This window comes from Streptococcus sp. SPS1, from assembly GCF_030439915.1.
Taxonomy (GTDB): Bacteria; Bacillota; Bacilli; order Lactobacillales; family Streptococcaceae; genus Streptococcus.
In genome coordinates this window covers 36,218-58,313 of the sequence record NZ_JAQFJG010000006.1, presented here as the reverse complement: position 1 = coordinate 58,313, position 22,096 = coordinate 36,218, and the positions used below count along the sequence as shown (strand labels likewise).

23 protein-coding genes are annotated in these 22,096 nt (G+C 43.7%); 3 read left to right on the top strand and 20 right to left on the bottom strand.

Annotation, left to right across the window (positions count from 1 at the left end; genetic code table 11):
- Positions 1–4 precede the first annotated feature (4 nt).
- Positions 5–169, top strand: a complete 165-nt coding sequence (locus PCY12_RS05895) for a hypothetical protein (protein ID WP_239667319.1) — start codon at positions 5–7, stop codon at positions 167–169.
- Positions 170–193: 24 nt separating this feature from the next.
- Here PCY12_RS05895 and PCY12_RS05890 read toward each other — a convergent pair whose 3' ends face one another.
- On the bottom strand, positions 194–1,360 hold the full coding sequence (locus tag PCY12_RS05890; protein ID WP_301352013.1) for an SIS domain-containing protein: 1,167 nt from the start codon (positions 1,358–1,360) through the stop codon (positions 194–196).
- A gap of 218 nt (positions 1,361–1,578) precedes the next feature.
- Between PCY12_RS05890 and PCY12_RS05885 the strand changes: the two genes are divergently transcribed.
- Positions 1,579–1,749: a hypothetical protein gene (locus PCY12_RS05885; protein WP_301352011.1), complete on the top strand. Its 171-nt coding sequence runs from the start codon at positions 1,579–1,581 to the stop codon at positions 1,747–1,749.
- Between the two features lie 18 nt (positions 1,750–1,767).
- Here the strand turns inward: PCY12_RS05885 and PCY12_RS05880 are convergent, their stop codons facing one another.
- Genes PCY12_RS05880 through PCY12_RS05860 form a run of 5 tightly spaced genes read right to left on the bottom strand, consistent with a single transcriptional unit; the run spans position 1,768 to position 6,174 of the window.
- The gene (locus PCY12_RS05880) at positions 1,768–2,172 is read right to left on the bottom strand and encodes a PTS sugar transporter subunit IIA (protein WP_000167446.1); all 405 of its coding nucleotides are present in this window, start codon (positions 2,170–2,172) and stop codon (positions 1,768–1,770) included.
- Between the two features lie 6 nt (positions 2,173–2,178).
- Entirely contained in the window at positions 2,179–2,994 is an 816-nt protein-coding gene (locus tag PCY12_RS05875; RefSeq protein WP_301352008.1) for a PTS system mannose/fructose/sorbose family transporter subunit IID, read from the bottom strand.
- The gene (locus PCY12_RS05870; protein ID WP_172931688.1) at positions 2,981–3,886 is read right to left on the bottom strand and encodes a PTS mannose/fructose/sorbose/N-acetylgalactosamine transporter subunit IIC; all 906 of its coding nucleotides are present in this window, start codon (positions 3,884–3,886) and stop codon (positions 2,981–2,983) included. The genes PCY12_RS05875 and PCY12_RS05870 overlap by 14 nt, the downstream gene beginning before the upstream one ends.
- Before the next feature lie 27 nt (positions 3,887–3,913).
- The gene (locus PCY12_RS05865; RefSeq protein ID WP_000156958.1) at positions 3,914–4,390 is read right to left on the bottom strand and encodes a PTS system mannose/fructose/N-acetylgalactosamine-transporter subunit IIB; all 477 of its coding nucleotides are present in this window, start codon (positions 4,388–4,390) and stop codon (positions 3,914–3,916) included.
- Positions 4,387–6,174: a beta-galactosidase gene (locus tag PCY12_RS05860; RefSeq protein ID WP_301352006.1), complete on the bottom strand. Its 1,788-nt coding sequence runs from the start codon at positions 6,172–6,174 to the stop codon at positions 4,387–4,389. The genes PCY12_RS05865 and PCY12_RS05860 overlap by 4 nt, the downstream gene beginning before the upstream one ends.
- A gap of 347 nt (positions 6,175–6,521) precedes the next feature.
- Here PCY12_RS05860 and PCY12_RS05855 point away from each other — a divergent pair, with 347 nt between their 5' ends.
- Positions 6,522–7,238, top strand: a complete 717-nt coding sequence (locus tag PCY12_RS05855; protein ID WP_049512623.1) for a GntR family transcriptional regulator — start codon at positions 6,522–6,524, stop codon at positions 7,236–7,238.
- 377 nt (positions 7,239–7,615) lie between these two features.
- On the opposite strand, the gene purB is transcribed toward PCY12_RS05855, so the two are convergent.
- The 14 genes from purB to PCY12_RS10320 form a co-directional block, all read right to left on the bottom strand.
- Positions 7,616–8,911 carry an adenylosuccinate lyase gene (gene purB / locus PCY12_RS05850; RefSeq protein ID WP_301352005.1) on the bottom strand — a complete coding sequence of 432 codons (1,296 nt, stop codon included), beginning with the start codon at positions 8,909–8,911 and terminating at the stop codon, positions 7,616–7,618.
- Between the two features lie 70 nt (positions 8,912–8,981).
- The gene (locus tag PCY12_RS05845; protein WP_301352003.1) at positions 8,982–9,209 is read right to left on the bottom strand and encodes a phosphoribosylaminoimidazole carboxylase; all 228 of its coding nucleotides are present in this window, start codon (positions 9,207–9,209) and stop codon (positions 8,982–8,984) included.
- 9 nt (positions 9,210–9,218) lie between these two features.
- The gene (purK, locus tag PCY12_RS05840; protein ID WP_301352001.1) at positions 9,219–10,310 is read right to left on the bottom strand and encodes a 5-(carboxyamino)imidazole ribonucleotide synthase; all 1,092 of its coding nucleotides are present in this window, start codon (positions 10,308–10,310) and stop codon (positions 9,219–9,221) included.
- Positions 10,297–10,788 (bottom strand): 5-(carboxyamino)imidazole ribonucleotide mutase, encoded by a 492-nt coding sequence (gene purE / locus PCY12_RS05835; RefSeq protein WP_049512614.1) that lies wholly within the window; start codon positions 10,786–10,788, stop codon positions 10,297–10,299. Before purE ends, purK begins: the two co-directional genes overlap by 14 nt.
- Positions 10,789–10,819: 31 nt before the next feature.
- The gene (locus tag PCY12_RS05830) at positions 10,820–10,936 is read right to left on the bottom strand and encodes a phosphoribosylaminoimidazole carboxylase (protein ID WP_079114924.1); all 117 of its coding nucleotides are present in this window, start codon (positions 10,934–10,936) and stop codon (positions 10,820–10,822) included.
- Between the two features lie 102 nt (positions 10,937–11,038).
- A complete protein-coding gene (purD, locus tag PCY12_RS05825) occupies positions 11,039–12,304 on the bottom strand; it encodes a phosphoribosylamine--glycine ligase (protein WP_049512612.1) in 1,266 nt (421 codons plus the stop codon).
- Positions 12,305–12,425: 121 nt separating this feature from the next.
- Positions 12,426–13,973 carry a bifunctional phosphoribosylaminoimidazolecarboxamide formyltransferase/IMP cyclohydrolase gene (gene purH, locus PCY12_RS05820; RefSeq protein ID WP_049512610.1) on the bottom strand — a complete coding sequence of 516 codons (1,548 nt, stop codon included), beginning with the start codon at positions 13,971–13,973 and terminating at the stop codon, positions 12,426–12,428.
- The gene (locus PCY12_RS05815) at positions 13,966–14,439 is read right to left on the bottom strand and encodes a GNAT family N-acetyltransferase (protein WP_049512608.1); all 474 of its coding nucleotides are present in this window, start codon (positions 14,437–14,439) and stop codon (positions 13,966–13,968) included. Before PCY12_RS05815 ends, purH begins: the two co-directional genes overlap by 8 nt.
- A 43-nt stretch (positions 14,440–14,482) precedes the next feature.
- Entirely contained in the window at positions 14,483–14,857 is a 375-nt protein-coding gene (locus PCY12_RS05810; RefSeq protein ID WP_001017821.1) for a hypothetical protein, read from the bottom strand.
- Positions 14,854–15,408, bottom strand: coding sequence for a phosphoribosylglycinamide formyltransferase (gene purN, locus PCY12_RS05805; RefSeq protein ID WP_049512606.1), 555 nt, complete (start codon positions 15,406–15,408; stop codon positions 14,854–14,856). Before purN ends, PCY12_RS05810 begins: the two co-directional genes overlap by 4 nt.
- Positions 15,405–16,424: a phosphoribosylformylglycinamidine cyclo-ligase gene (gene purM / locus PCY12_RS05800; RefSeq protein ID WP_301351999.1), complete on the bottom strand. Its 1,020-nt coding sequence runs from the start codon at positions 16,422–16,424 to the stop codon at positions 15,405–15,407. The genes purN and purM overlap by 4 nt, the downstream gene beginning before the upstream one ends.
- 212 nt (positions 16,425–16,636) lie before the next feature.
- Complete coding sequence (purF, locus tag PCY12_RS05795) at positions 16,637–18,079, bottom strand: amidophosphoribosyltransferase (RefSeq protein WP_140834211.1); 1,443 nt, start codon at positions 18,077–18,079, stop codon at positions 16,637–16,639.
- A gap of 93 nt (positions 18,080–18,172) precedes the next feature.
- The gene (locus tag PCY12_RS05790; RefSeq protein ID WP_301351997.1) at positions 18,173–21,898 is read right to left on the bottom strand and encodes a phosphoribosylformylglycinamidine synthase; all 3,726 of its coding nucleotides are present in this window, start codon (positions 21,896–21,898) and stop codon (positions 18,173–18,175) included.
- A 54-nt stretch (positions 21,899–21,952) separates the two neighbouring features.
- Positions 21,953–22,096 carry a phosphoribosylaminoimidazolesuccinocarboxamide synthase gene (locus PCY12_RS10320; protein WP_134990285.1) on the bottom strand — a complete coding sequence of 48 codons (144 nt, stop codon included), beginning with the start codon at positions 22,094–22,096 and terminating at the stop codon, positions 21,953–21,955.

The window sequence follows — 22,096 nt, the reverse complement described above, 5'->3', positions numbered from 1 at the left end:
CTCAATGAAAATCAAAGAACAAACTAGGAAGCTAGCCGCAGGCTGCTCAAATCACTGCTTTGAGGTTGTGGATAGAACTGACGAAGTCAGCTCAAAACACTGTTTTGAGGTTGTAGATAGAACTGACGAAGTCAGTAACCATACCTACGGCAAGGCAACACTAGTATGATTTAAAGAGATTTTCGAAGAAGTCTTACTTTTGATATTCGTGGATGATAACACCTTGTACCACACGGTTTACTGTACCTGTAGGAGACGGTGTATCAGGTTTATTTTCTACCTTGAGTGAAGTCAATAGGGCAAAGAGTTGGGCATAAACGATGTAAGGGAAGACACGGTAAATATCATTCAAGACACCGCCACAACCAAGGGCCACTTCTTTGACATTTTCAAGACCAAAGGCTTGATCACTCAAAAGCACAACACGACGAGCAATCTGGTCACCTGCAACTTCACGAACCAAGTCCAAGTCGTACTGACGAGTGTAGTCTGTCGTTGTACCAAAGACCAAAACAACTGTATCTTCGTTGATAAGAGATTTTGGACCGTGACGGAAGCCGACTGGGCTTTCATACATGGTCGCAACTTGGCCAGCTGTCAATTCCAAAATCTTGAGCTGAGCTTCATGAGCAAGTCCAAAGAAAGGACCAGCGCCTAGATAGATGACACGGTTAAAGTCTAAATCAACAAGCTCTTTGACATCTTCTGCCTTGTCTAGGATTTTACGGGCAAGACTAGATACAACTTCAAAACGTTCAGCTTTCACAGCAAATTCTGTAGGATCAAAGACCAAGAGAGCTGTCAACATCATAGACGTAAAGCTGGAAGTCATGGCAAATCCAGCATCATTAGAAGCAGCTGGTTGCAAAAGCAAAAGATTGCGGTCATCGCCATGGGCTTGAAGAGCCAATTTACCATCTGCTGCACAAGTAATCGTCACTTGATAAAGCTCATCCACCAAGGATTTGGCCAAATCAACAGTTGCCACACTTTCAGGTGAATTTCCACTACGAGCGAAAGATACAAGGACAGTTACCACATCTTTTTTCAAATAAGTTTCTGGATTGGCAACGATATCTGTGGTCGCAATAGCATTGAAATTCCATTTGCGTTCGTCATAGACTTCCTTAAAGTATGGTACCAAAGTATCTCCCACATAAGCAGAAGTCCCCGCACCTGTCAAGATAACCTTGATATAGTCATGTTTATCAGCAATCCCTTGCAGGAAGGCTGCAATTTCTTCACCTTGTTCTTGATAAGATTCAAAAGCTTCTTTCCATACATCAGGCTGTTGGTAGATTTCACGTGTAGTGATTTCTGCACCCAATTCGAGCAAGTCTTCTTTTGTATAATGTAGCATTGAGTTCCTCTTTTTCTATTAAATATGGGAATGGGAGTAAGCCCCATTCCCATGTATATTCTATATAAGTTGTTCTGACGATGTTCACGTTGTCACATGAATTGAATCGAGTTCCAACTAAAATCTTTGGGAAAAAGACCGATTATCGTCGGAGCATCGCTCCATCCTCCTATCGCCTATTTTCCCTATGATTTTCACGTTGTCACATCGTATACTCAATGAAAATCAAAGAGCAAACTAGGAAACTAGCCGCAGGCTGCTCAAAGCACTGCTTTGAGGTTGTAGATAGAACTGACGAAGTCAGCTCAAAACACCGTTTTGAGGTTGTGGATAGAACTGACGACGTCAGTAACATATACCTACGGCAAGGCGACACTAGTATGGTTTAGAGAGATTTTCAAAGAGTATTATTCGTCTTCGTCATCATCGAAGCCAGCTAACAGGTCATTGACTTTCACAATGCTTTCTGCAGCACGGCTCTTGTAGTCCGCATCTGCGCCTGTAAGGCTCGCATTGATAAATTCAATCACCATTGGAAGATTCATCCCTGCATAAAGTTCGATGTCACGACCTTCCATGATCAAACGGCTGACCACGTTACAAGGTGTACCGCCGAGAAGATCCGCAAAGACTAGGAAATCATCCAATCCTTCAATAGCTGCTTCAAATTTTGCAGTAAAGTCTTCTGGGCCATCTTCTGGAAGAAGAGCTACTGTGTAAATGTTGTCTTGTGGGCCCATAATCATTTCTGTGCTACCTTTAAGCTCCTCACAGAAGCGACCATGGCTCACCAAAATTAATGATTTGGTCATAAGGAATTACATTCCAAATGCAAAGTGACCAAGGGCAGAAAGAGCCAAAGCAAGTACGATAATAATACCGATAGCTTTAGTAGAGTTCATACCTTTCTTACCAAGCAACCAGAAGATAAAGGCAGTAAAGATTGCTGGAAGCAAGCGTGGGAAGATTGAGTTCAAGATGTCCTGGAAGTCAATCATTTTTTCACCGATTGGCAATTTGTAAGAAATTTCAAAGTTAATCACTGTTGCTACAAGAGCACCCATCATGAAGACACCAAGTACAGATGCAGCGTCAATCAAAGCTGTCAAGGTACTTTGCATGTTGTTGATAAGGTTAACCCCTTCTTTGTAGGCAAATTCCAACTGTTTCCAACGGAAGATGTCATACGCTACTGCAACTGCAATCCAAAGGAAGATCCCCCAAGGTTGGCCAGCGATAGCCATAGTTGCTGCGACTGACCCCATGATAGCAGGTACAAGTGAACCAAAGATTGTATCTCCAAGAGGAGCGAATGGTCCCATCAAACCTGTCTTGATACCGTTAACGGCATCTTTTGAACCTACACCATCTTTTTCTTCCATGGCAAGGTCAAAACCAGCGATAATAGTATGGAAGAATGGTGAAGTATTGAAGAATTGAGTATGAACTTTCATCATTTCTTTCAATTCAGGAGTTCCATCCCCATACATTTTACGCAATTGAGGCAAGATCATGTAAAGGTAACCAGAAGCTTGCATACGTTCGTAGTTCCAACCTAATTGGAAAGTAAACAAGCTACGTTTGTTGATTTGATTAAAATCTTCTTTTGTTAGTTTGTAATTAGAATTCGTCATCTTCGATTTCCCCACTTTCTGATGGTGTAGAAGGTGCTGCTACAGCTACTTTTTGGCTATTTTTGAAGTGAAGCACTGCAAGGAAAATACCTACGATAGAAATACCAATCATAGACAAACCTTTGAAGTTGTTCACGAAACCAATTTTTTCAGCAACTTCAGCAGGAAGAGTACCTACGATACCAGCAACAGCGCCACCAAGACCTGTTACATATGAGTAAAGAACAGTCAACATAGCTGTCAAACCGAATCCCATAGCAAGGTAGTGAAGGTTACGTTTAACTGGAAGGTAACGAAGCAAGATTGCAAATCCAAGACCTGGAAGCATACGTCCTGCGAGTGTCAAACCATCTGCAACCCATTGGTATTTTGTAACGAAGTCTACTACATGTTGTACAAATTCACCACCAAAAGCAAGGGCAAAGAAGACTGGAAGGGCACGAGATAAAGCCCAAGGAATCGCACCAAGTAGGTAGTTGCGTTCAATACCTTTATAGTCAAAGCGTTCGATGGCAGCATCCACACGGTGAGCGAAGAAAGTAGTTGTCATACGTCCAAGAACGTCGAAGTAAGTCAAGAGAGATGCTACTGGTACAGCGATTGTAGTAATTGCAAGCGGTGCATCAATTCCTTGTGAAACAGAGAAGGCTGTCGCAAGAACCGCACCAGAAGTTGCGTCGATACGAGAAGCACCACCGAAGGTACCAACCCCAAGAACGAACAGTTGCAAGTTACCACCGATAAGCAGACCCGTAGTCACATCTCCCATGATTAAACCAGTAATGAAACCAGCAAATACAGGGGAACCTGCAGATGAAACGATCGTCAACTCATCACAGATTTGATAAGCTGAGTACAAAGTGAGAAGTAAAATTTGCCACCATTGTATCATAACAATGACCTCCTAAAAAATTTTTTCCTATTTTAATAAGCTCAAAAAGTCTGAAATTGGATCATTTGGAACCATTTGAGCAGTAAGTTTAACACCTTTTTCTGCCAGTTTGTGGAAATCTTCCACATCCTTGTCTACTACGTTGATAGAACGTGTAATAGAACGAGTTTCTGGTGTTTGAGACATATTCCCAACATTGAGGGTTTCAAGTGGTACACCTGCTTCGACCAAGCCAAGGAAGCGGTCTGGTTTACGAGCCACGATAAAGAGACGTTGGCTATCGTACTTACCAGCAAGAATATTGGCTGCCGCTTTTTCAATTGGCAAAATACTCAATTTCACACCTGGTGGTGTCGCAAGTTTCAAACCACTCTTTTCAATATCGTTGTTGACAACTTCGTCGTCTACAACCATAATGCGTGAAACATTTAGTTTTCCAGCCCAAAGATTGGCTACTTGTCCGTGGATCAAACGTCCATCGATACGGCATCCTACAATTGTCATAAGTTTTCCCCCTTTATGTGTTTTAGTGTAGGTTTACGAGTTAAATGAATCTCTTCTTTATATTGACCTTCTGTTTCAAAGATAATGATGCGGTTGGCACCTTCCTTGAGATAGCTATGAGGGATATAAAGCGAGAGGGTTGGGCCGACGTTCCAAAAACGTCCTAGATTCTGCCCGTTTACAAAGGCAACTCCCTTACCAAACTCAGATAAGTCTAGGTAAGTATCTTTTGGCTCTTGGACTGTAAAGTCATAAGCATAAAAGGCTGGTTGTCCTTGAGTCCATCCTTTTGAAAAATCAATTTTCTCAGGATTGTCTAGTGGGAGTGGATAGTGTTTCCAGTTTAGTAAGAAGTGCAAATCCTTACAAACCCCTGTCCGAATTCCCTTACGTTGCGTATCCGCTAAGAACTTGTGTCCATAGTTGACACGCCCCATATTTTCTATCAAGACATCAATCCTAGACAGCGCTTTCTTTTCACCTTGATAAAAAATATCTTCCCCAATCTCTGTCTGATATTGGGTTTTAACCCACTGACCATCGACATACAGCTGGGCCCTATCTCGACCATCAATGATACGAAGTCTTTCTTCTTCTGCATCCCAGTTTGTTTCTGTTCGATAGAGTAGGTAGCCATAGCTTTGTCCCAACTCCTCCATCTTTTTAGGATAGAGACTTTCTACAGGACTTGACAAGCTATCTAAGGTTTCAAACAAGGAAACTTTTTCAACCAGTGGAATAGCATCCAACTCCATACTCTCTTTGTAGAGTGGTTCCAACTGCGGATACTCTGGGAAATGTGTTGCCATCATCTTCTTGACTGCCAGATATTTAGCAGTTGGATTCCCTTCTTCATCCAGAAGGGCATCATAATCATAAGATGTAACTTGTGGCAGGTCCAAAGTTCCTCGAGCCGAGCAACCATTCATGAAACCAAAGTTTGTCCCACCATGGAACATGTAAAGATTGATGGAGCCTTGTTCCAAAACCTCTCGAACAGCTTCTGCCAACTCTTTTGGATCCCGTGTGATAATCGGTTCTTTCCAACGATTGAACCAGCCATCCCAGAACTCCATACACATGAGTGGCCATTTCTTGCCATACTCATCAAAGAATTCCTGCATCTGTGAAAAGTTGTAAGGTGCCTTAGAACCAAAGTTGCCTGTCACAAAGAGATCATCTTCGATCAAAGTTCCAGCTTTCAGAGTAGCTCTCCATGGACCATCTGATGTAAATAGAGGACAGGTTACGCCACGCTCTTCCATCAACTGTCGAATCGCTCTCAGGTAAGTCTTATCTTCTCCGTAAGAACCATACTCATTTTCAACCTGCATCATGAGGATATTGCCACCATTGTCCAACAGATGTGGAACCAATCGTGGTAAGAGCTGATCATAATAGCGACCGACAGCCTCAATATAGGCAGGATCTGAAGAACGAATCCTCATGTCTTTGGTTAAGAGCCAAGCCGGCAAACCACCGAATTCCCATTCCGCACAGATGAAGGGCGACGGACGAACGATAGCGTAGAGACCCAAGTCTTGCGCTGTCTGAAGAAACCGCTCCAAATCCAGAGCTCCTTCAAAGTGAAACTCACCCTCACGAGGCTCGTGTAAATTCCAAGCAACATAAGTCTCTACCGTATTAAACCCAAGAGCCTTCAAGTTATAGAGCGAATGATACCAATCCTCTGGAGGAACCCTAAAATAATGAATGGCGCCAGATAAAATCTTAAATGATTTTCCATCAAGATAGAAATCATCTCGTATCTCAAATCGTGTCATAAAACTACCTTCTGACCGCGAAAGTTTACGCTTTCATTTGTTGTTATGGTAATTATAAACCAATCTGTTTGAATTGTCAATAGAAATTGTCGGAATATTTGCTAGAATTTTACTATTATACACACGTTCAATTAGTTTCAAACATTTTCAGACCCATTTCAAACGCTCTTTACATTCAGAATATAGAACCTAAAATAATTTTGTATAAAATACATTTATAAAATACGAGCAATCCCTATATAGCTTAATTTTTCAAACTATTATTCTAATTTTTTATTCAAAAGACTACTATTTTTTTCGCTTTTATGGTAAAATTTTCTATGGAGAAGGAAAATAGAGGTAAAAATATGGCAATTCCCAAATATCAATACATAAAAGACGAATTAAAAAATAAAATCATCTCTGGGCAGTTTAGCAGTGGAGATAAATTTTACACTGAAGCAGAGCTCATTTCAATGTACGATGTTAGCTCCATCACAGTTGTCCGCGCCTTAAACGACCTTGCTAAAGATGGCTATATTGTCCGCCAACAAGGAAAAGGAACCTTCGTTTCACGTGCACGCAAACACAAGCTTGTAGAGTTTTCAGATATTGAACTCTTTAATGCTAAAGATGATAAGGTAACTGTTCTTTCAATTGAACGCGGAAACAAGCTCGTTTACTTGGAAAAATTGGGTCTACGCGGCGATCAATTCTACTACAAGATTGAACGTATCCGCGAATCAAACGGTGTCGTTTATATCTACCATACATCCTACATCCCAGAACAATATATCAACGCAAATTATCCAAACCTTGAATACTATAGTTCTATCTATAACCGTTTCAAGTTAGACTACCACATTCACATGAATGATGAACACTTTGAAGAAATCAATGAAATAGTCTTTCCAACTCCAGAACATGCGGCTTCAGTCCTCGGAGTCGATGAACAATTCCCTACTGTCCTACAAACTAAAATCACCAAACTCGAATCAACTGGTCAAGTTTTGGGATACAGTGAAACTTACAAACGATCTGATTATTACAAGATTAAATTCATCTCATGTGACCGTGATCACTAAGAAGAAAGCCTGAGCACCTAATCGCTTGGGCTTTTTCTCTATATATAGTATATTGATGCTAGAATAGTACACCTTTACTTCTAAAACATTGCTAGAAATCAATTTGACTGCTCTAATTGATTTGTCCTGTTTTTATTTCAATTTACTATATTATACAAAATTAAATATGTAGATTGAGTTTCTTTAGTTTTTATAGTAGACTTGCTCAGTCTCTTGTTGAATTTCTAGTAATATTTTAGAAGTTACAGTATACTATTCTATATTCAATATATTATAAAATATTGGTTATTTTTTTCAAAAGCACTTTAATAAAAAAGAAAAATCGAAGTTCTGCTACTCCTATAAATGGAGTAATAGAAATTCGATTTTTATTCTAATTATCCTAATCCAAGACGTTCAAAAATATCATCCACTCGTTTGGTGTAGTAAAGAGGGTTAAAAATCTCATCGATTTCTTCTTGTGTGAGGCGTGATGTCACCTCTGGATCTGCTTCTAGCAGTGGTTTGAAGTCTACTTGATTGTCCCAAGAGTAGGCTGTTTTTGGTTGTACCAAGTCATAGGCTTGCTCACGGGTCATGCCTTTTTCAATCAAAGTCAACATAGCCCGTTGGCTAAAGATAAGACCAAACGTAGAATTCATGTTGCGAATCATGTTTTCTGGGAAGACCGTCAAGTTCTTGACAATATTTCCAAAACGGTTAAGCATGTAATCAATCAAAATGGTCGTATCTGGTGTGATGATACGCTCAGCTGATGAGTGAGAGATGTCACGTTCGTGCCAGAGAGCCACGTTTTCATAAGCTGTAATCATATGACCACGGATAACACGCGCAAGACCTGTCATATTTTCAGAACCGATTGGGTTGCGTTTGTGAGGCATTGCTGAAGACCCTTTTTGTCCCTTAGCAAAGAACTCTTCTACTTCACGTTGTTCAGATTTTTGCAAGCCACGAATCTCAGTCGCCATACGTTCGATAGAAGTCGCGATGCTGGCAAGAACTGCAAAGTACTCAGCGTGAAGGTCACGAGGAAGGACCTGTGTAGAGATTTCCTGAGCACGGATACCCAATTTGTCGCAGACGTATTGCTCAACGAATGGCGGGATATTGGCAAAGTTCCCAACTGCACCAGAAATTTTCCCAGCCTCAACACCAGCAGCCGCATGCTCGAAACGCTCGATGTTACGTTTCATTTCGCTGTACCAAGTCGCCAATTTAAGACCAAAAGTTGTCGGCTCAGCGTGCACACCGTGGGTACGCCCCATCATGATGGTGAACTTGTGCTCCTTAGCCTTATCAGCGATGATGTTGGTGAAGTTTTCAAGGTCACGACGGATGATGTAGTTAGCCTGCTTGTAGAGGTAACCGTAGGCAGTATCTACTACGTCGGTAGAAGTCAATCCATAGTGAACCCACTTGCGTTCTTCGCCAAGCGTTTCAGAAACCGCACGCGTGAAAGCCACCACATCATGGCGAGTCTCCTGTTCAATCTCCAAAATACGGTCGATGTCAAAATCCGCCTTCTCGCGAATCAAAGCCACATCTTCCTTAGGGATTTCCCCCAACTCAGCCCATGCCTCGTCAGCCAAGATTTCCACCTCAAGCCAAGCACGGTATTTATTTTCTTCACTCCAAATATTCGCCATCTCAGGGCGAGAGTAACGGTTGATCATGTTGTTAATTTTTCCTTTCTTTTTCTACTTCACGATGTGCAAACAAAGCATAAAACATTGATTAGTCAAATTATTCAAATTCTTCTTTCCCAATCCATACAGACGGGTAATGTTCCAATGAATTAAGGTCTGTATCCAGTGGCAAGTCATAAATTGCTAAATAGTTTTCAGGGTATTGTGCAACTAGCTCTGCATATTTCGCTTGTACCTTATTATGGTCAGCACTAGCAAACAAGACTTCGACAACTGCTCCGGTCTTATCTTTTTCAATAAATGCATTTACGATGATTTGAATCATAGACTTGTCCTAAAAATCTATCCCTTTCCCAAATTCTTCAACTTCATCCGGTGCATCACTAAACAAAGTCACATGCCCCATCTTGCGGTTGTGCTTCGCTTCTATTTTACCATACATGTGGAGGTGGGCGCTTGGATTTTCTGTGACATATTTTTCAGCAGCCTCGACGTGTTGGCCGAGTACATTAAGCATAACGGCTGGCGCATGCAGTTTGATAGCTGGCAATGGTGCTCCCAGAACTCCCAGAATATGAGTGTCAAACTGGGAGAAGTCGCAGGCTTCGATTGAATAGTGCCCAGAGTTGTGTGGGCGTGGGGCAATCTCATTGACAATGATGTCATCAGCCGTCGCAAACATTTCCACACAGAGGGTTCCAGACAACTTGAGCTGTTCTGCGATTCGCACTGCCATTGCTTTAGCCTTGTCAGCTAAACTTGCTGAAATGCGAGCAGGCACGATAGTCTTAGACAAGATGTTGTTGCGGTGGATATTTTCCTGAACTGGGAAAACTGTCACATCCTTGCCATCTCCTGACACGATGACAGAGATTTCAAGGTCAAAATTAACAAATTCTTCCAAAACACAGTCTGCAGAATCCGCTAGCGTATAGGCTTCTTCTAAATCTTCTGCCGAGCGAATGACCTTTTGCCCATGCCCATCGTAGCCACCAGTCGCAGTCTTGAGGACATAGTTTTTGGACAGGTCAATCTCCGCCAAGTCTTGGCTAGAAGTCACAACCTTGTAAGGTGCTACAGTGACTTGAGCCTTATTTGAGAGAAAGTCCTTTTCAAAAATCCGATTTTGGGAAATGCGAAGCAGGTCTGTCCCCTGAGGGAGTTGTCCATCCTTGATAACAGCATCCAAACCGTCAGCATCGACATTTTCAAACTCATAGGTGAGGACATCGCAACGCTCTGCCAGCTGACGAAGAGCATCCACATCGTTATAAGGAGCCACGATGATTTCCGCCACGCGAGAGGCTGGGCAATCTGCCACAGGATCCAGCGCGATAACCTTGTGCCCCATGTAGATAGCAGAAATGGCCATCATTTGACCAAGCTGACCACCACCGATAATTCCGATTGTTTTAGATGAGCTCATTCGTCGACTCCTCTGCGATTTTTCCTTGTTCTTCTGTAAAATCTGCCAATGCTGTCGCGATAGCTTGGTCCTCTACTGAGAGGAGACGAAGGGCAAAGAGGGCAGCGTTTGTCGCTCCTGCTTCACCGATAGCCATTGTCGCAACAGGTACGCCACCCGGCATCTGTACGATGGAGTAGAGCGAGTCCACGCCACTAAGCGCACGAGATTTGACTGGCACACCAATGACTGGAAGGGTTGTTTTCGCTGCTACCATACCTGGCAAGTGAGCTGCGCCTCCAGCACCTGCGATGATGACCTTAATACCACGGCTACGGGCTTCTTCTGCATGCTTGAACATAATGTCTGGTGTACGGTGGGCAGAGACAACCTTCTTTTCATAGGCTACACCAAAGCGGTCTAAGACTTCTGCTGTTTTTTGCATGGTTGCCCAATCGGATTTTGAGCCCATGATGATGGAAATAATTGGCTTGGTCATAATTTTCCTTTTCTTTCCTTTCTTTTTTCAATCACCTTAGGTTGTGAGGGACGGCAGCAGCCACCAAAGGTGTCTCATGCCTAAATCGGAAGCCCAAGGTCTTCCAATTTCCCTGAACGATTGGGTTGTCATCCAATCGTTCTTTCACAACAGCGGTGTTTGTTCTATATTAGCTCGCTAATGCTCGCAATCAAACGACCATTATCTCACTTTGGCTCGCTTTCGCTCGCCATGACAACTATAATATCTGTTAATCTTTTATGGCCTTGCTTCCGATATCTGTTCGGTAAAAGAGGCCTTCTGTTTTTTGTTGGGCGAGTTCTTGATAGATGGTACTTTGAGCTTCTTTGACGGTTTCTGCTGTGGTGACGAGCATATAAACTCGTCCGCCGTTTGAGAGCAGTGCTCTGCTATTTTCCGCAAACTTAGCCCCTGCATAGTAGGTAATGATGTCGCCATCGGTTTTGGCTGGCAACTTGACACCTTTTTCATAGTCTAGTGGGTAGCCGTTTGATGCGACAACCACACCCAGAGTCACACCCTTGTCCGTCCAGATGATGTTTGGCTCCTTGCCATCCAGAATATCCGTAATATTTTGTGCAAAGTCAGATGTCAATCGAGGTAGAATAATCTGAGTTTCAGGATCTCCAAAGCGAGCATTAAACTCGATAACTTTAGGTCCATCAGCTGTCAGGATAAGCCCTGCGTAAAGGACACCCAGATAAGGACGACCTTCTTGAATCATCCCTTCAAGGACTGGCTTGACAATAGTCTCAACCGCTGTGTCAACTACACTCTCTGGCAAGTGAGGAACTGGCGCATAGGCACCCATGCCACCAGTGTTAGGCCCCTTATCGCCGTCGTAGGCACGTTTGTGATCCTGAGCCGTTGGCATGATGTAGAACTTGTCACCATTGACAAAGGCAAAGAGAGAGAACTCCTCACCGTCGAGGAATTCCTCGATGACCACGCGCGCACCTGAGTCACCAAATTTATTGTCCAATAGCATCTCATGAGCGGCTTCAACCGCTTGCTCGACTGTCTCAGCAACGACAACACCCTTCCCAAGCGCCAAGCCATCCGCCTTGACTACGATAGGCGCACCCTGCTTTTCGATATAGGCCTTGGCTTCCTCGAAATCTGAAAATGTGCCATAGGCTGCTGTCGGAACGCCATATTTGACCATGATTTCCTTAGCAAAATCTTTGGACCACTCTAGCTCTGCCGCCAATCTTGTCGGACCAAAGGCTTTGAGACCAGCTTGGTTAAAATCATCCACGATACCAGCAGCAAGGGCATCATCTGGACCGATAAAGGTCCAAGCAATATCGTTGGCCTTTGCGAAGTCAATCAATTTAGAATGTTCGGAAATAGAGATATCTACCAATTCCAGACCATCCAGAGTCATACCGTCATTCCCAGGAGCTACAAAGACTTTTTCAACGTCTTTTGACTCAAGCAACTTCTTAGCAATCGCATGTTCACGACCACCCGAACCGACAACTAACAGCTTCATTCCTCAACCTCTTTTGCGAATTATTTAATAACATTATATCACAAACGTTCGTTTTAATCTTGTTTCACTCCGCATTTTTACGCAAAAAAGGAAAGAAACTGTTTTCTTCCCTTTAACATTCTTAATGTCTAAAATGTCTCACTCCTGTGAAGACCATAGTCAAGCCATATTTGTCAGCGGCTTCGATAGATTCTTGGTCACGGACGGACCCACCTGGCTGGATGATGGCCTTGATTCCTGCTTTGGCGATTTCTTCCACATTATCCGCAAATGGGAAGAAGGCATCCGAAGCAAGCACAGCGCCATCCAGACGATCCTTGGCTTGGTCGATGGCAATACGAACAGAAGCCACACGGTTGGTTTGACCTGGGCCAACGCTAAGTGTCATGTGGTCATTGGTCACGATGATACCGTTTGATTTGACGTACTTGATAGCCTTCCAAGCAAACTCAAGAGCTGTCGCTTCTGTCTCAGTTGGTTGGCGTTTGGTCACCACTTGCCAGTCGGCTGGGCTTTCTTTGACAACGTCTTGATTTTGCACAAGAAGTCCACCAACAACACCAGTATATTCTGCTTCTGCTTCACTGGCATCTTGTGCGTCAAATGGCAAGGCAAGGATGCGCAAGTTTTTCTTTTTGTTGGTCAAAATGGCTAGCGCTTCATCCGTATAGCTTGGTGCGATGATGATTTCAAGGAAAACACCATGCATCTTTTCAGCTGTCGCAGCATCCACCTCACGGTTGAGAACGACAATCCCACCAAAGATAGACACTGGGTCAGACTCATAAGCGTAGTCCCAAGCAGTCTCGATGTCATCAGCCTGACCGATTCCACATGGGTTCATGTGTTTGAGAGCCACAACGGTTGGACGGTCTTTAAAATCACGGATGATACGAATGGCAGCGTCAGCATCACGGATATTGTTAAAGGACAATTCCTTACCGTTGAGCTGTTTAGCGGATGCAATGGAGTAGTCTGTAGGCAAAGCTTTTTGGTAGAAATCGGCATCTTGTTGAGGGTTCTCACCGTAACGCATAGCTTGTTTGAGGTCATAGGTCAAAGTGAGCTTTTCAGGTTTGCTTTCGCCCACTTGAGTAGTGAAATACTCTGCAATCAAGGCATCGTAAGCCGCTGTGTGACGGAAAACCTTGGCTGCCAAACGTTGGCGAGTTTCGTAAGTCGTTTCGCCGTTAGCTGCCAATTCGTTAAGCACCACAGCATAATCCACTGGGTCCACCACAACTGTTACGCTAGCATGATTTTTCGCAGCTGAGCGAAGCATAGATGGCCCACCGATATCGATATTTTCAACTGCGTCAGCGTACGTCACATCTGGTTTGAGAATCGTTTCCTTGAAAGGATAGAGGTTGACCACTACAAGGTCAATAAGCTCGATTTGATTGTCTTTGGCCGCTTCCAAGTGACTATCCAAGTCACGACGAGCTAAGAGACCTCCGTGGATATTTGGGTGAAGGGTCTTGACACGACCGTCCATCATTTCTGGAAAACCAGTCACATCATCGATAGCAATGGTGTCCACCCCAGCAGTATCAAGGGCAACCTTGGTCCCACCTGTCGAGATAATATCCCAACCCAGTTTTTTAAGTTCTTGGGCAAATTCAACAATGCCCGCTTTGTCTGAGACGCTGATTAAGGCGCGTTTAGTCATTATATTCCTCTTTCTTTAAGTCCAAGCGCATAGCGACTTCGTTATTTTCTTCTATAAATCCTGTTTCCTGAAAACCCAAACTAGTCAACAGGTGCTTCATTTTTTCATTTCCAACCACATAATCTGCGATAATATGATTGCAAGTGCTATCCATCTGAGCCTCTTTGATTAGAACTTCCAAGGCTTTTCGACCATAACCTCTTCCTTGGTACTGCTGACCAATCATTATCCGCCAGATAAAGTATTCTGCTTCATCCTTGTCTATTTCCAGCAGGAGAAAGCCAACCACTTGCTTATCCCAATAGATTGCCCTCGGAAACACATCTTCATTTTCCCGGTAGAGCCATGCGTCAGCTAAAGAGCGTACATTTGGAGCCACAAAACGTGCTCGTTCATCAGCTTCAGATATTTTCAAATCCAGCACTGCCTGAAAACTGCTCTCATCTACTAATTTCAGCTCAATCATTTTTTCTCCTTTTGAATAAATAGGGTTTTGAGTTGATTAAAGACTAATCCAACTCATATAAAAGGTAGTTATCAAAATTTATGATTCCTTTGAGATAATCTCGGTCTGCTTTAGACAACTCAAATTCTGGAAAAGTCGCAATTAAACTGGACAAATAAAAATAATTCGGGTGCCTACGATAAGAAAAACCCGCTTGACCGAATCTCCCTTGACAGAAATCATAGGCAAGTTTTAATTCTTGACTTGTGACACCATCTAAAATTTTATCTAACTCTGAAAGCTGACTTTTATCAGTATTTTCTATCATAGCTTTCACTGTATTTACTAAAACAAAAAGAAAATCATTAGTATTATCCAGTAGGGTTGGTCTGTTAGATAACTTATTCTTTAACTCCATATAGTAGTGGTCAATATTCATTTCTTCCTCTCCACTCCCAAACTATCCAGCACCTCTGGATACAACTTGTACTCTGCCTCATGGATGCGAGCTTCAAAACTGGCTATGGTATCATCAGATAACCGTGGCACACGGACTTGTTTGATGATCTTACCAGTATCCACACCAGAATCTACCCAGTGAATGGTCACACCAGACTGATCCACGCCAGCATTCCAAGCATCCTCAATCCCATGAGCTCCTGGAAATTCTGGCAGGTAGGCTGGATGAATGTTGATAATCCGACCTTCATAAGCCGCCAATAAGGTTGGCCCAACGATTTTCATGTAGCCCGCTAGGCAAATCAAGTCAATCTGATGTTCTTCCAAGAGTTCGACAAGAGCTGCTTCGTAGTCTGCCTTGTTCTCAAACTCCTTGAGTTCAAAAGCATAGGACAGAACGCCGAGCTTGTCTGCACGCTCGAGCACATAGGCATCACGATGGTCTGAAAAGACAAACTCTACTGGAAATTGTTCCGCTATCACCTGAAAATTTGAGCCATTACCAGAGGCAAAAACCGCTATTTTTTTCATTTGATGATAACACTTTCGTTTTCTTTCTTGACGATACGACCAATTTCATAGACTGGTTCATCCAACAATTCCTTGATGCAATCTACATTCTCAGGGCTAACTGCCAGCATGAGTCCCACACCCATATTGAAGATTTCAAACATTTCTTCATGCTTGATTTCACCGTATTTTTCAAGGGCTTTGAAAATCGGTAAAACTGGAACCTTGTCTTCCTCAATCTCAGCTGCTAGATCAGCTGCAAACATACGAGGGACATTCTCAATAAAGCCACCACCTGTGATGTGGGCAATGCCGTTGACCAACCCTTCCTTGATGAGTGGTAAGACAGCCTTGACATAGATACGAGTCGGCTCAAGAAGAACTTCCTTGAGTTGCTTGCCTTCCAATTCTGGTAGGACTTCCTCACCTGTATAGTCCGCAAAGACACGACGGACGAGTGAGTAACCATTGGAGTGAATCCCACTTGAAGCAAGTCCGAGCAGAATATCTCCTTCTACCACCTTTGAGCCGTCAATAATTTGAGATTTTTCAGCCACACCGACCGCAAAACCAGCCAAGTCATAGTCATCTGCGTCATACATACCAGGCATTTCAGCCGTTTCCCCACCAATGAGGGCAGCGCCTGCCTGTACACAACCTTCTGCCACACCAGCAACCACTTGTTCTAGCTTAGCTGGTTCATTCTTCCCTGTCGCTACGTAGTCAAGGAAATAGAGAGGCTCTGCACCCGCAGCGATGATATCATTGACACACATGGCCACACAGTCCTGACCAATGGTATCGTGCTTGTCGTACTTGATAGCCAGCATGAGCTTAGTTCCGACACCGTCAGTTCCTGAAATCAAGACAGGTTCTTTGACACCTGTTTTTGAAAGGTCAAACATACCACCAAAGCCACCCAGAGCTCCCATGACACCTGCACGCTCCGTACGAGCCACATGCTTTTTGATTCGTTCAACAACTTCATAACCCGCTTCAACATCCACACCCGACTGGGCATAAGCATTTTTTGTCATTTATTTATTCCTTTTCTTTGAGAAGATTGCGACGTATTTTTAGATAAACAATTATTTTATCTAAAAATACTAGTCAGGGCTCTAGCTTTGATCCTATAGGACAAAGCGTCTACTGACAAATGCTTTAGCTTTTAGTCAGTAGTGAGACGTGAAGCATAAGCATTTTTATTTGTCATTTTTATATTCCTTTTCTTTAATGGAGGATCTATTGTCTATTTATAAAAACTGGTCTTTTCTTCCAAACTTCTACGATAGTCTTCTTCATAGTCGTAGAGAGGCGTTGGGTAATCACCATCAAAATAAGCGACACAGAGACCACCATTTGGCGCATCCGTTTCAATACCAATTGAATCAATCAACCCCTCAACAGAAAGATAAGTCAGACTGTCCGCACCAATGATTTGGCGAGTTTCTTCGACCGTATGATTAGCCGCAATCAGCTCCTGACGTGTCTGGATATCAATCCCGTAGAAACATGGATAAGCTAGCGCTGGACTACCAATGGCAACGTGAACCTCAGTCGCACCCGCTTCTTTCAAGAGTTGAACGATCCGACGAGAGGTTGTTCCACGTACAATAGAGTCATCAATCATAACCACACGCTTGCCTTTTACAACACCAGAAACAGCAGATAGTTTCATCCGCACCCCTTGCTCCCGCAATTCTTGAGTCGGTTGGATAAAGGTACGTTGCGTATATTGGTTCTTGATAAGACCCATTTCATTTGGCAGACCAGATTCTTCCGCAAATCCCATGGCTGCGCTTAGGGAAGAATTGGGCACACCAACTACAATATCTGCCTCATGCTTGAATTCACGCGCCAATTGGGCACCCATACGTTTGCGAGCCGTATGGACATTGACACCGTGGATATTAGAATCAGGGCGGGCAAAATAGATATACTCCATAGAACAGATTGCTAACTGAGTATCATCTGTATAGCTATCATACTGGATTCCCTTGTCATCAATGATCACAATCTCACCTGGCTTCAAATCACGAATCCATTCAGCACCAATAACCTCAAAAGCACAGGTTTCAGAGGAAACAACCACCGCTCCGTTGGCCATTTTCCCAATAGAAAGCGGACGGAAACCATTGGGATCAAGAGCCGCAATCAGCTTGTCTTCAAACAGCAAGATATAGGCAAAACCACCTTTGACAAGGCTGAGCGCTTCCTTGATTTTGCCCATCAAGTTCGGATTATGGCTGCGACGAATGAGATGAGCCAAGATTTCCGAGTCCGAAGTCGCGCTGAAAATCGCTCCTCTATCTTCCAATTCTTTCTTGAGAGAGGCCGCATTGGTCAGATTTCCATTATGAGCCAAGCCAAACTGCATATCGTGAAAACGGAAAAGGAAGGGCTGGATATTATCTACAGAAGCTTCGCCAGCAGTCGCGTAACGCACATGCCCAATCGCACCAGTTCCCGTCAATTTATCCAAATTAGCAGGATTTCTGAAGACTTCTGATAAAAGTCCCATATCACGATGGCGCTTCAATTGTCCCTGATCGTTGGAGAGGATTCCTGCCCCCTCCTGACCACGGTGCTGAAGACTATGGAGACCAAAATAGGTCAATTTAGCAGCATCTGGATGTCCCCAGATACCGAAAACACCACATTCTTCATTAAGAGATTTTACTTCGTATGTCATTTTTTATACCTAATTTTTATTTGTGTAGCACCAAGAGCTAAATCTACATGACTTTTACATTACTGATACTATCTATTAAAACATCTGCAAGTCTTATTTTCCAGTAAAGTATTTAACCGCCGACGCGAACAGGTGCTGGTCTTTATTTCCTGGAATGTTTTGGAAAAGACCGTCTTCATAGCGTTCTGAGTGGCCCATCTTACCGATGATTTGGCCGTTCTTGCTGGTAATTCCTTCGATGGCATGGACAGAACCATTTGGATTGTACTTAGAATCCATACTTGGTTTTCCAGCAAAGTCAACGTATTGGCTAAAGATTTGACCATTGTCACGGAGCTCTGCGAATTCCTCAGCTGTCACGACAAACTTCCCTTCACCGTGCGAAACAGGAATGGCATGAATCTCACCAACTTCCACTCCAGCTAACCATGGTGAGTTGGTATTGGCAATCCGAGTTTCCACCATCTTAGCCACGTGTTGGTTGGCATCATTGTAGAAGAGGGTTGGGCTAGTACTTTTGGCATCTTCAAAGTTCCCGTATGGAAGAAGACCTGATTTGACCAAAGCCTGGAATCCATTACAGATACCGATAATCAAGCCACCACGGGCAATAAAGCTATCAATAGCCACACGGACTTTTTCATTGAGCAGGATGTTGACGATAAACTTAGCTGATCCATCCGGCTCATCCGCAGCTGAGAAACCACCTGCAAAGAAGAGGATGTTAGCCTTGCCAATGTTGTCAACCATGGTTTCAACTGACTTGACAATAGCCTCTTCATTCAAGGTCACAAATGGCATCAAGTTGACCTCTGCGCCTTCTTTTTCAAATGCCTTAGCTGAATCATACTCTGAGTTTGTTCCTGGGAAGACTGGGATATAGACCACAGGTTTTTCAACCTTTTCTTTGGATTTAATCACAACATCTGATGCCACAGCTGGTACTTCAGCTAGTTCTTTGGCTTGGGCAAATTCTGTTGGGTAAACTTCTTCCAGTTTTCCTTGGAAGGCATTGTCAAGTTTGTGTCCATCTAGCTTCACACCGTTGACAAGGAGTGTAAAGTCTGCACTTGTTTGTCCAATCTTCTCCACTCCAGCAATTTCTTCAGGAGAGGTAAAGACAAAGCCACCCAATTGAGCTGTCAAAGCCGTTTCAAGTTCAGGCAAGGTCACCTCTGCACCGATATGATTTCCAAAGGTAGCAAGAGCCAAACTTTCAACCACACCACCGTATTTAACAGCTGAAGCTGCTGTTACTTTGTGAGCCTTTTGAAGGGCTTCAAACTGAGCAAAGTTAGACTTAATCAAGTCAAAATCAATTTCTGCAGAGAGGGCTTGACCTGGGATGTAGTAGATGTTTTCCCCAGTAGTTTTGAACTCAGGAGAAAGCACCTTACGGCTATCTGCCGTCGTTACCCCAAAGGCAACCAAGGTTGGCGGAACGGTCAATTCTTCAAAGGTACCAGACATAGAGTCCTTACCACCGATAGATGGCAAGCCAAGCTGAATCTGAGCTTCGATAGAACCTAGGAGAGCAGCTACTGGCTGACCAAAACGTTCAGCCTGCTTATCCATGCGCTCGAAATACTCTTGGTAAGAGAAACGAGCCTTAGACCAGTTAGCACCAGCAGCAACCAAACGAGCAGTGGCTTCAATCACAGCATAAGCAGCACCGTGGTATGGAGACCATTCAGCTACATAAGGGTTGAAACCTTGGGCCATGACTGACGCAGTATGAGTCACACCGTGTTGAACTGGTAATTTCTGCACAGATGCCTCAGTTGGTGTGAGTTGGTAGCGTCCGCCAAGAGGATGATTGATTGTTGAACGACCAACCGAACAGTCAAAGATGGTCTGCAAGCCTTTTTGACTCGCATGGTTGAGGTCAGATAGAACCGCAAGGGTATCTGCTTCCAGTGTGTCAGCGCTTGTTGTACGCTCTTCTGGGAGTTTGACATCCTTGTCTACAACCTTGGCATCGACAACCACTCGTACACCATTGGTATCAAGGAAACGGCGTTCCAAGTCTACAATCGTTTCGCCATTCCAGTGCATGACAAGATTTGGTTTTTCCGTCACTGTTGCAACTACAACAGCATCAATATTTTCTTTGTTACATTCCGCAACGAAGGCATCTACGTCTTCAAGACGCACCACAACCGCCATCCGTTCTTGTGATTCAGAGATGGCAATTTCGGTACCATTCAAGCCCTGGTATTTAAGAGGCACCTTGTTAAGATCAATTTCAAGACCGTCTGCTAATTCACCGATAGCCACACAGACTCCACCAGCACCAAAGTCATTAGATTTCTTGATAAGACAAGTGACATTGCCATTACGGAAGAGGCGCTGAATCTTACGTTCTTCGATGGCATTCCCTTTTTGAACCTCAGCTCCAGCAGTTTCCACAGACTCAACCGTTTGAACCTTAGAAGAACCTGTCGCACCACCGACACCATCACGTCCAGTCTTACCTCCAAGGAGGATAATAACATCACCCGCTTCCGGTTTTTCACGGACAACATTGCCCTTAGGAGCCGCACCGACTACTGCACCTAACTCCATACGTTTAGCTACAAAACCTGGGTGGAAATATTCACGAACGTAGGTCGTCGCAAGCCCAATCTGGTTACCATATGAAGAATAACCATGAGCAGCTGTTTTAGAAATGACTTGTTGTGGCAGCTTACCAGCACGAGTTTCCGAAATCGGTGCTGTAATATCACCCGCACCTGAAATACGCATGGCTTGATAAACGTAGGAACGACCTGACAATGGGTCACGAATGGCTCCACCGATACAGGTAGCCGCGCCACCAAATGGCTCAATTTCCGTTGGGTGGTTGTGAGTTTCATTCTTGAACATTAGGAGCCATGGTTCTTTCACACCATCAACGTCCACTTCGATTTCAACTGAGCAAGCATTGATTTCGTCAGACACTTCCATATCGTCCAAACGTCCATTAGCACGCTCATAACGACCGAAAATAGTCGCCATATCCATCAAGGTTTGCGGTTTTTCAGAACGCCCCAACTCATCGCGCATAGCGATATATTTGTCATAGGTTGCCTGTAATTGTTTTTGGAATTTAGAAGCTGAGAAATCAATCTGCTTCAACTCAGTCTCAAACGTCGTGTGACGGCAGTGGTCAGACCAGTAAGTATCCAAAACCTTGAGTTCAGTCTCAGTTGGCACGCGCCCGATTGACTTAAAGTAGTCTTGGATAAAGAGCAAATCATCCACTTCCATAGCCATCCCTTGCTCGGCCTTGTAGCGAGCAAAGTCTTCTGCTGTATAGTTTTCAAAGAAAGCCAATTTAGGAATGGTCTTGTCTGACTCAGAAAATTCCTGCTTGGCAATCCCTGCCGTAATATCCTTGAAACGAGAATCAACTGGGTTGAGCAGATAGTTCTTGACCGCTTCCAACTCAGTCGCATCAATATCTTTATTGACCAAGTAAAGTTGAGCTGTATTGACCGTCACATCACTCGAACTTCCCAACAAAAGCAAGGCTTCTTGCGAAGAAGCTGCACGCTGGTCAAACTGCCCTGGCAGGCTTTCAATAGCAAAGAAAGCATAGTTGGCAAGATCCGCCTGCACAGCCGCTTCGTCCAAAACATGGTCTGTCACCTGCTCAGAGAAGATGTGTTTCTCTGCAGGTGCAAACAGGTCCTCTGCCAAGTCAAATACATCATACACTTGCACGATGCGAATACTTTTCAAGCTTGAAAGTCCCAAGTTGTGCTGGAGTTCTCTCACCAAACTCTCTGACTTGACCTGAAAATCAGCCTTTTTTTCAACAAAAATACGTTTATCCATCAATTCTTATTCCTTTATTTCAGCTCTTACAATGTTCCAACGACCTTGAGGTTGCTATTTCAACCCCTGCAACTTTTCCCAAACAATTTCGTAAACGTCGGTTAGTTCTCCCAATCCTCTACGGAGTGAAAAGGTCTGGGGGACCTTTTCAGCCTGAGTCCTTTTATTTGAGAGACGAAGGTTTTCCGTTGCAAACAG

What these genes read in the sequence shown, in the direction of transcription:
- PCY12_RS05880 (WP_000167446.1), bottom strand. Translation starts at nt 2,172, where the DNA reads ATGACCAAATCATTAATTTTGGTGAGCCATGGTCGCTTCTGTGAGGAG.
- PCY12_RS05875 (WP_301352008.1), bottom strand. Translation starts at nt 2,994, where the DNA reads ATGACGAATTCTAATTACAAACTAACAAAAGAAGATTTTAATCAAATC.
- purM (WP_301351999.1), bottom strand. Translation starts at nt 16,424, where the DNA reads ATGACAAAAAATGCTTATGCCCAGTCGGGTGTGGATGTTGAAGCGGGT.
- PCY12_RS05860 (WP_301352006.1), bottom strand. Translation starts at nt 6,174, where the DNA reads ATGACACGATTTGAGATACGAGATGATTTCTATCTTGATGGAAAATCA.
- purD (WP_049512612.1), bottom strand. Translation starts at nt 12,304, where the DNA reads ATGAAGCTGTTAGTTGTCGGTTCGGGTGGTCGTGAACATGCGATTGCT.
- PCY12_RS05870 (WP_172931688.1), bottom strand. Translation starts at nt 3,886, where the DNA reads ATGATACAATGGTGGCAAATTTTACTTCTCACTTTGTACTCAGCTTAT.
- PCY12_RS05885 (WP_301352011.1), top strand. Translation starts at nt 1,579, where the DNA reads ATGAAAATCAAAGAGCAAACTAGGAAACTAGCCGCAGGCTGCTCAAAG.
- purF (WP_140834211.1), bottom strand. Translation starts at nt 18,079, where the DNA reads ATGACATACGAAGTAAAATCTCTTAATGAAGAATGTGGTGTTTTCGGT.
- PCY12_RS05865 (WP_000156958.1), bottom strand. Translation starts at nt 4,390, where the DNA reads ATGACAATTGTAGGATGCCGTATCGATGGACGTTTGATCCACGGACAA.
- PCY12_RS05815 (WP_049512608.1), bottom strand. Translation starts at nt 14,439, where the DNA reads ATGATTGAGCTGAAATTAGTAGATGAGAGCAGTTTTCAGGCAGTGCTG.
- purK (WP_301352001.1), bottom strand. Translation starts at nt 10,310, where the DNA reads ATGAGCTCATCTAAAACAATCGGAATTATCGGTGGTGGTCAGCTTGGT.
- PCY12_RS05790 (WP_301351997.1), bottom strand. Translation starts at nt 21,898, where the DNA reads ATGGATAAACGTATTTTTGTTGAAAAAAAGGCTGATTTTCAGGTCAAG.
- purE (WP_049512614.1), bottom strand. Translation starts at nt 10,788, where the DNA reads ATGACCAAGCCAATTATTTCCATCATCATGGGCTCAAAATCCGATTGG.
- PCY12_RS05845 (WP_301352003.1), bottom strand. Translation starts at nt 9,209, where the DNA reads ATGATTCAAATCATCGTAAATGCATTTATTGAAAAAGATAAGACCGGA.
- PCY12_RS05895 (WP_239667319.1), top strand. Translation starts at nt 5, where the DNA reads ATGAAAATCAAAGAACAAACTAGGAAGCTAGCCGCAGGCTGCTCAAAT.
- PCY12_RS05810 (WP_001017821.1), bottom strand. Translation starts at nt 14,857, where the DNA reads ATGAATATTGACCACTACTATATGGAGTTAAAGAATAAGTTATCTAAC.
- purN (WP_049512606.1), bottom strand. Translation starts at nt 15,408, where the DNA reads ATGAAAAAAATAGCGGTTTTTGCCTCTGGTAATGGCTCAAATTTTCAG.
- purB (WP_301352005.1), bottom strand. Translation starts at nt 8,911, where the DNA reads ATGATCAACCGTTACTCTCGCCCTGAGATGGCGAATATTTGGAGTGAA.
- PCY12_RS05890 (WP_301352013.1), bottom strand. Translation starts at nt 1,360, where the DNA reads ATGCTACATTATACAAAAGAAGACTTGCTCGAATTGGGTGCAGAAATC.
- PCY12_RS05855 (WP_049512623.1), top strand. Translation starts at nt 6,522, where the DNA reads ATGGCAATTCCCAAATATCAATACATAAAAGACGAATTAAAAAATAAA.
- purH (WP_049512610.1), bottom strand. Translation starts at nt 13,973, where the DNA reads ATGACTAAACGCGCCTTAATCAGCGTCTCAGACAAAGCGGGCATTGTT.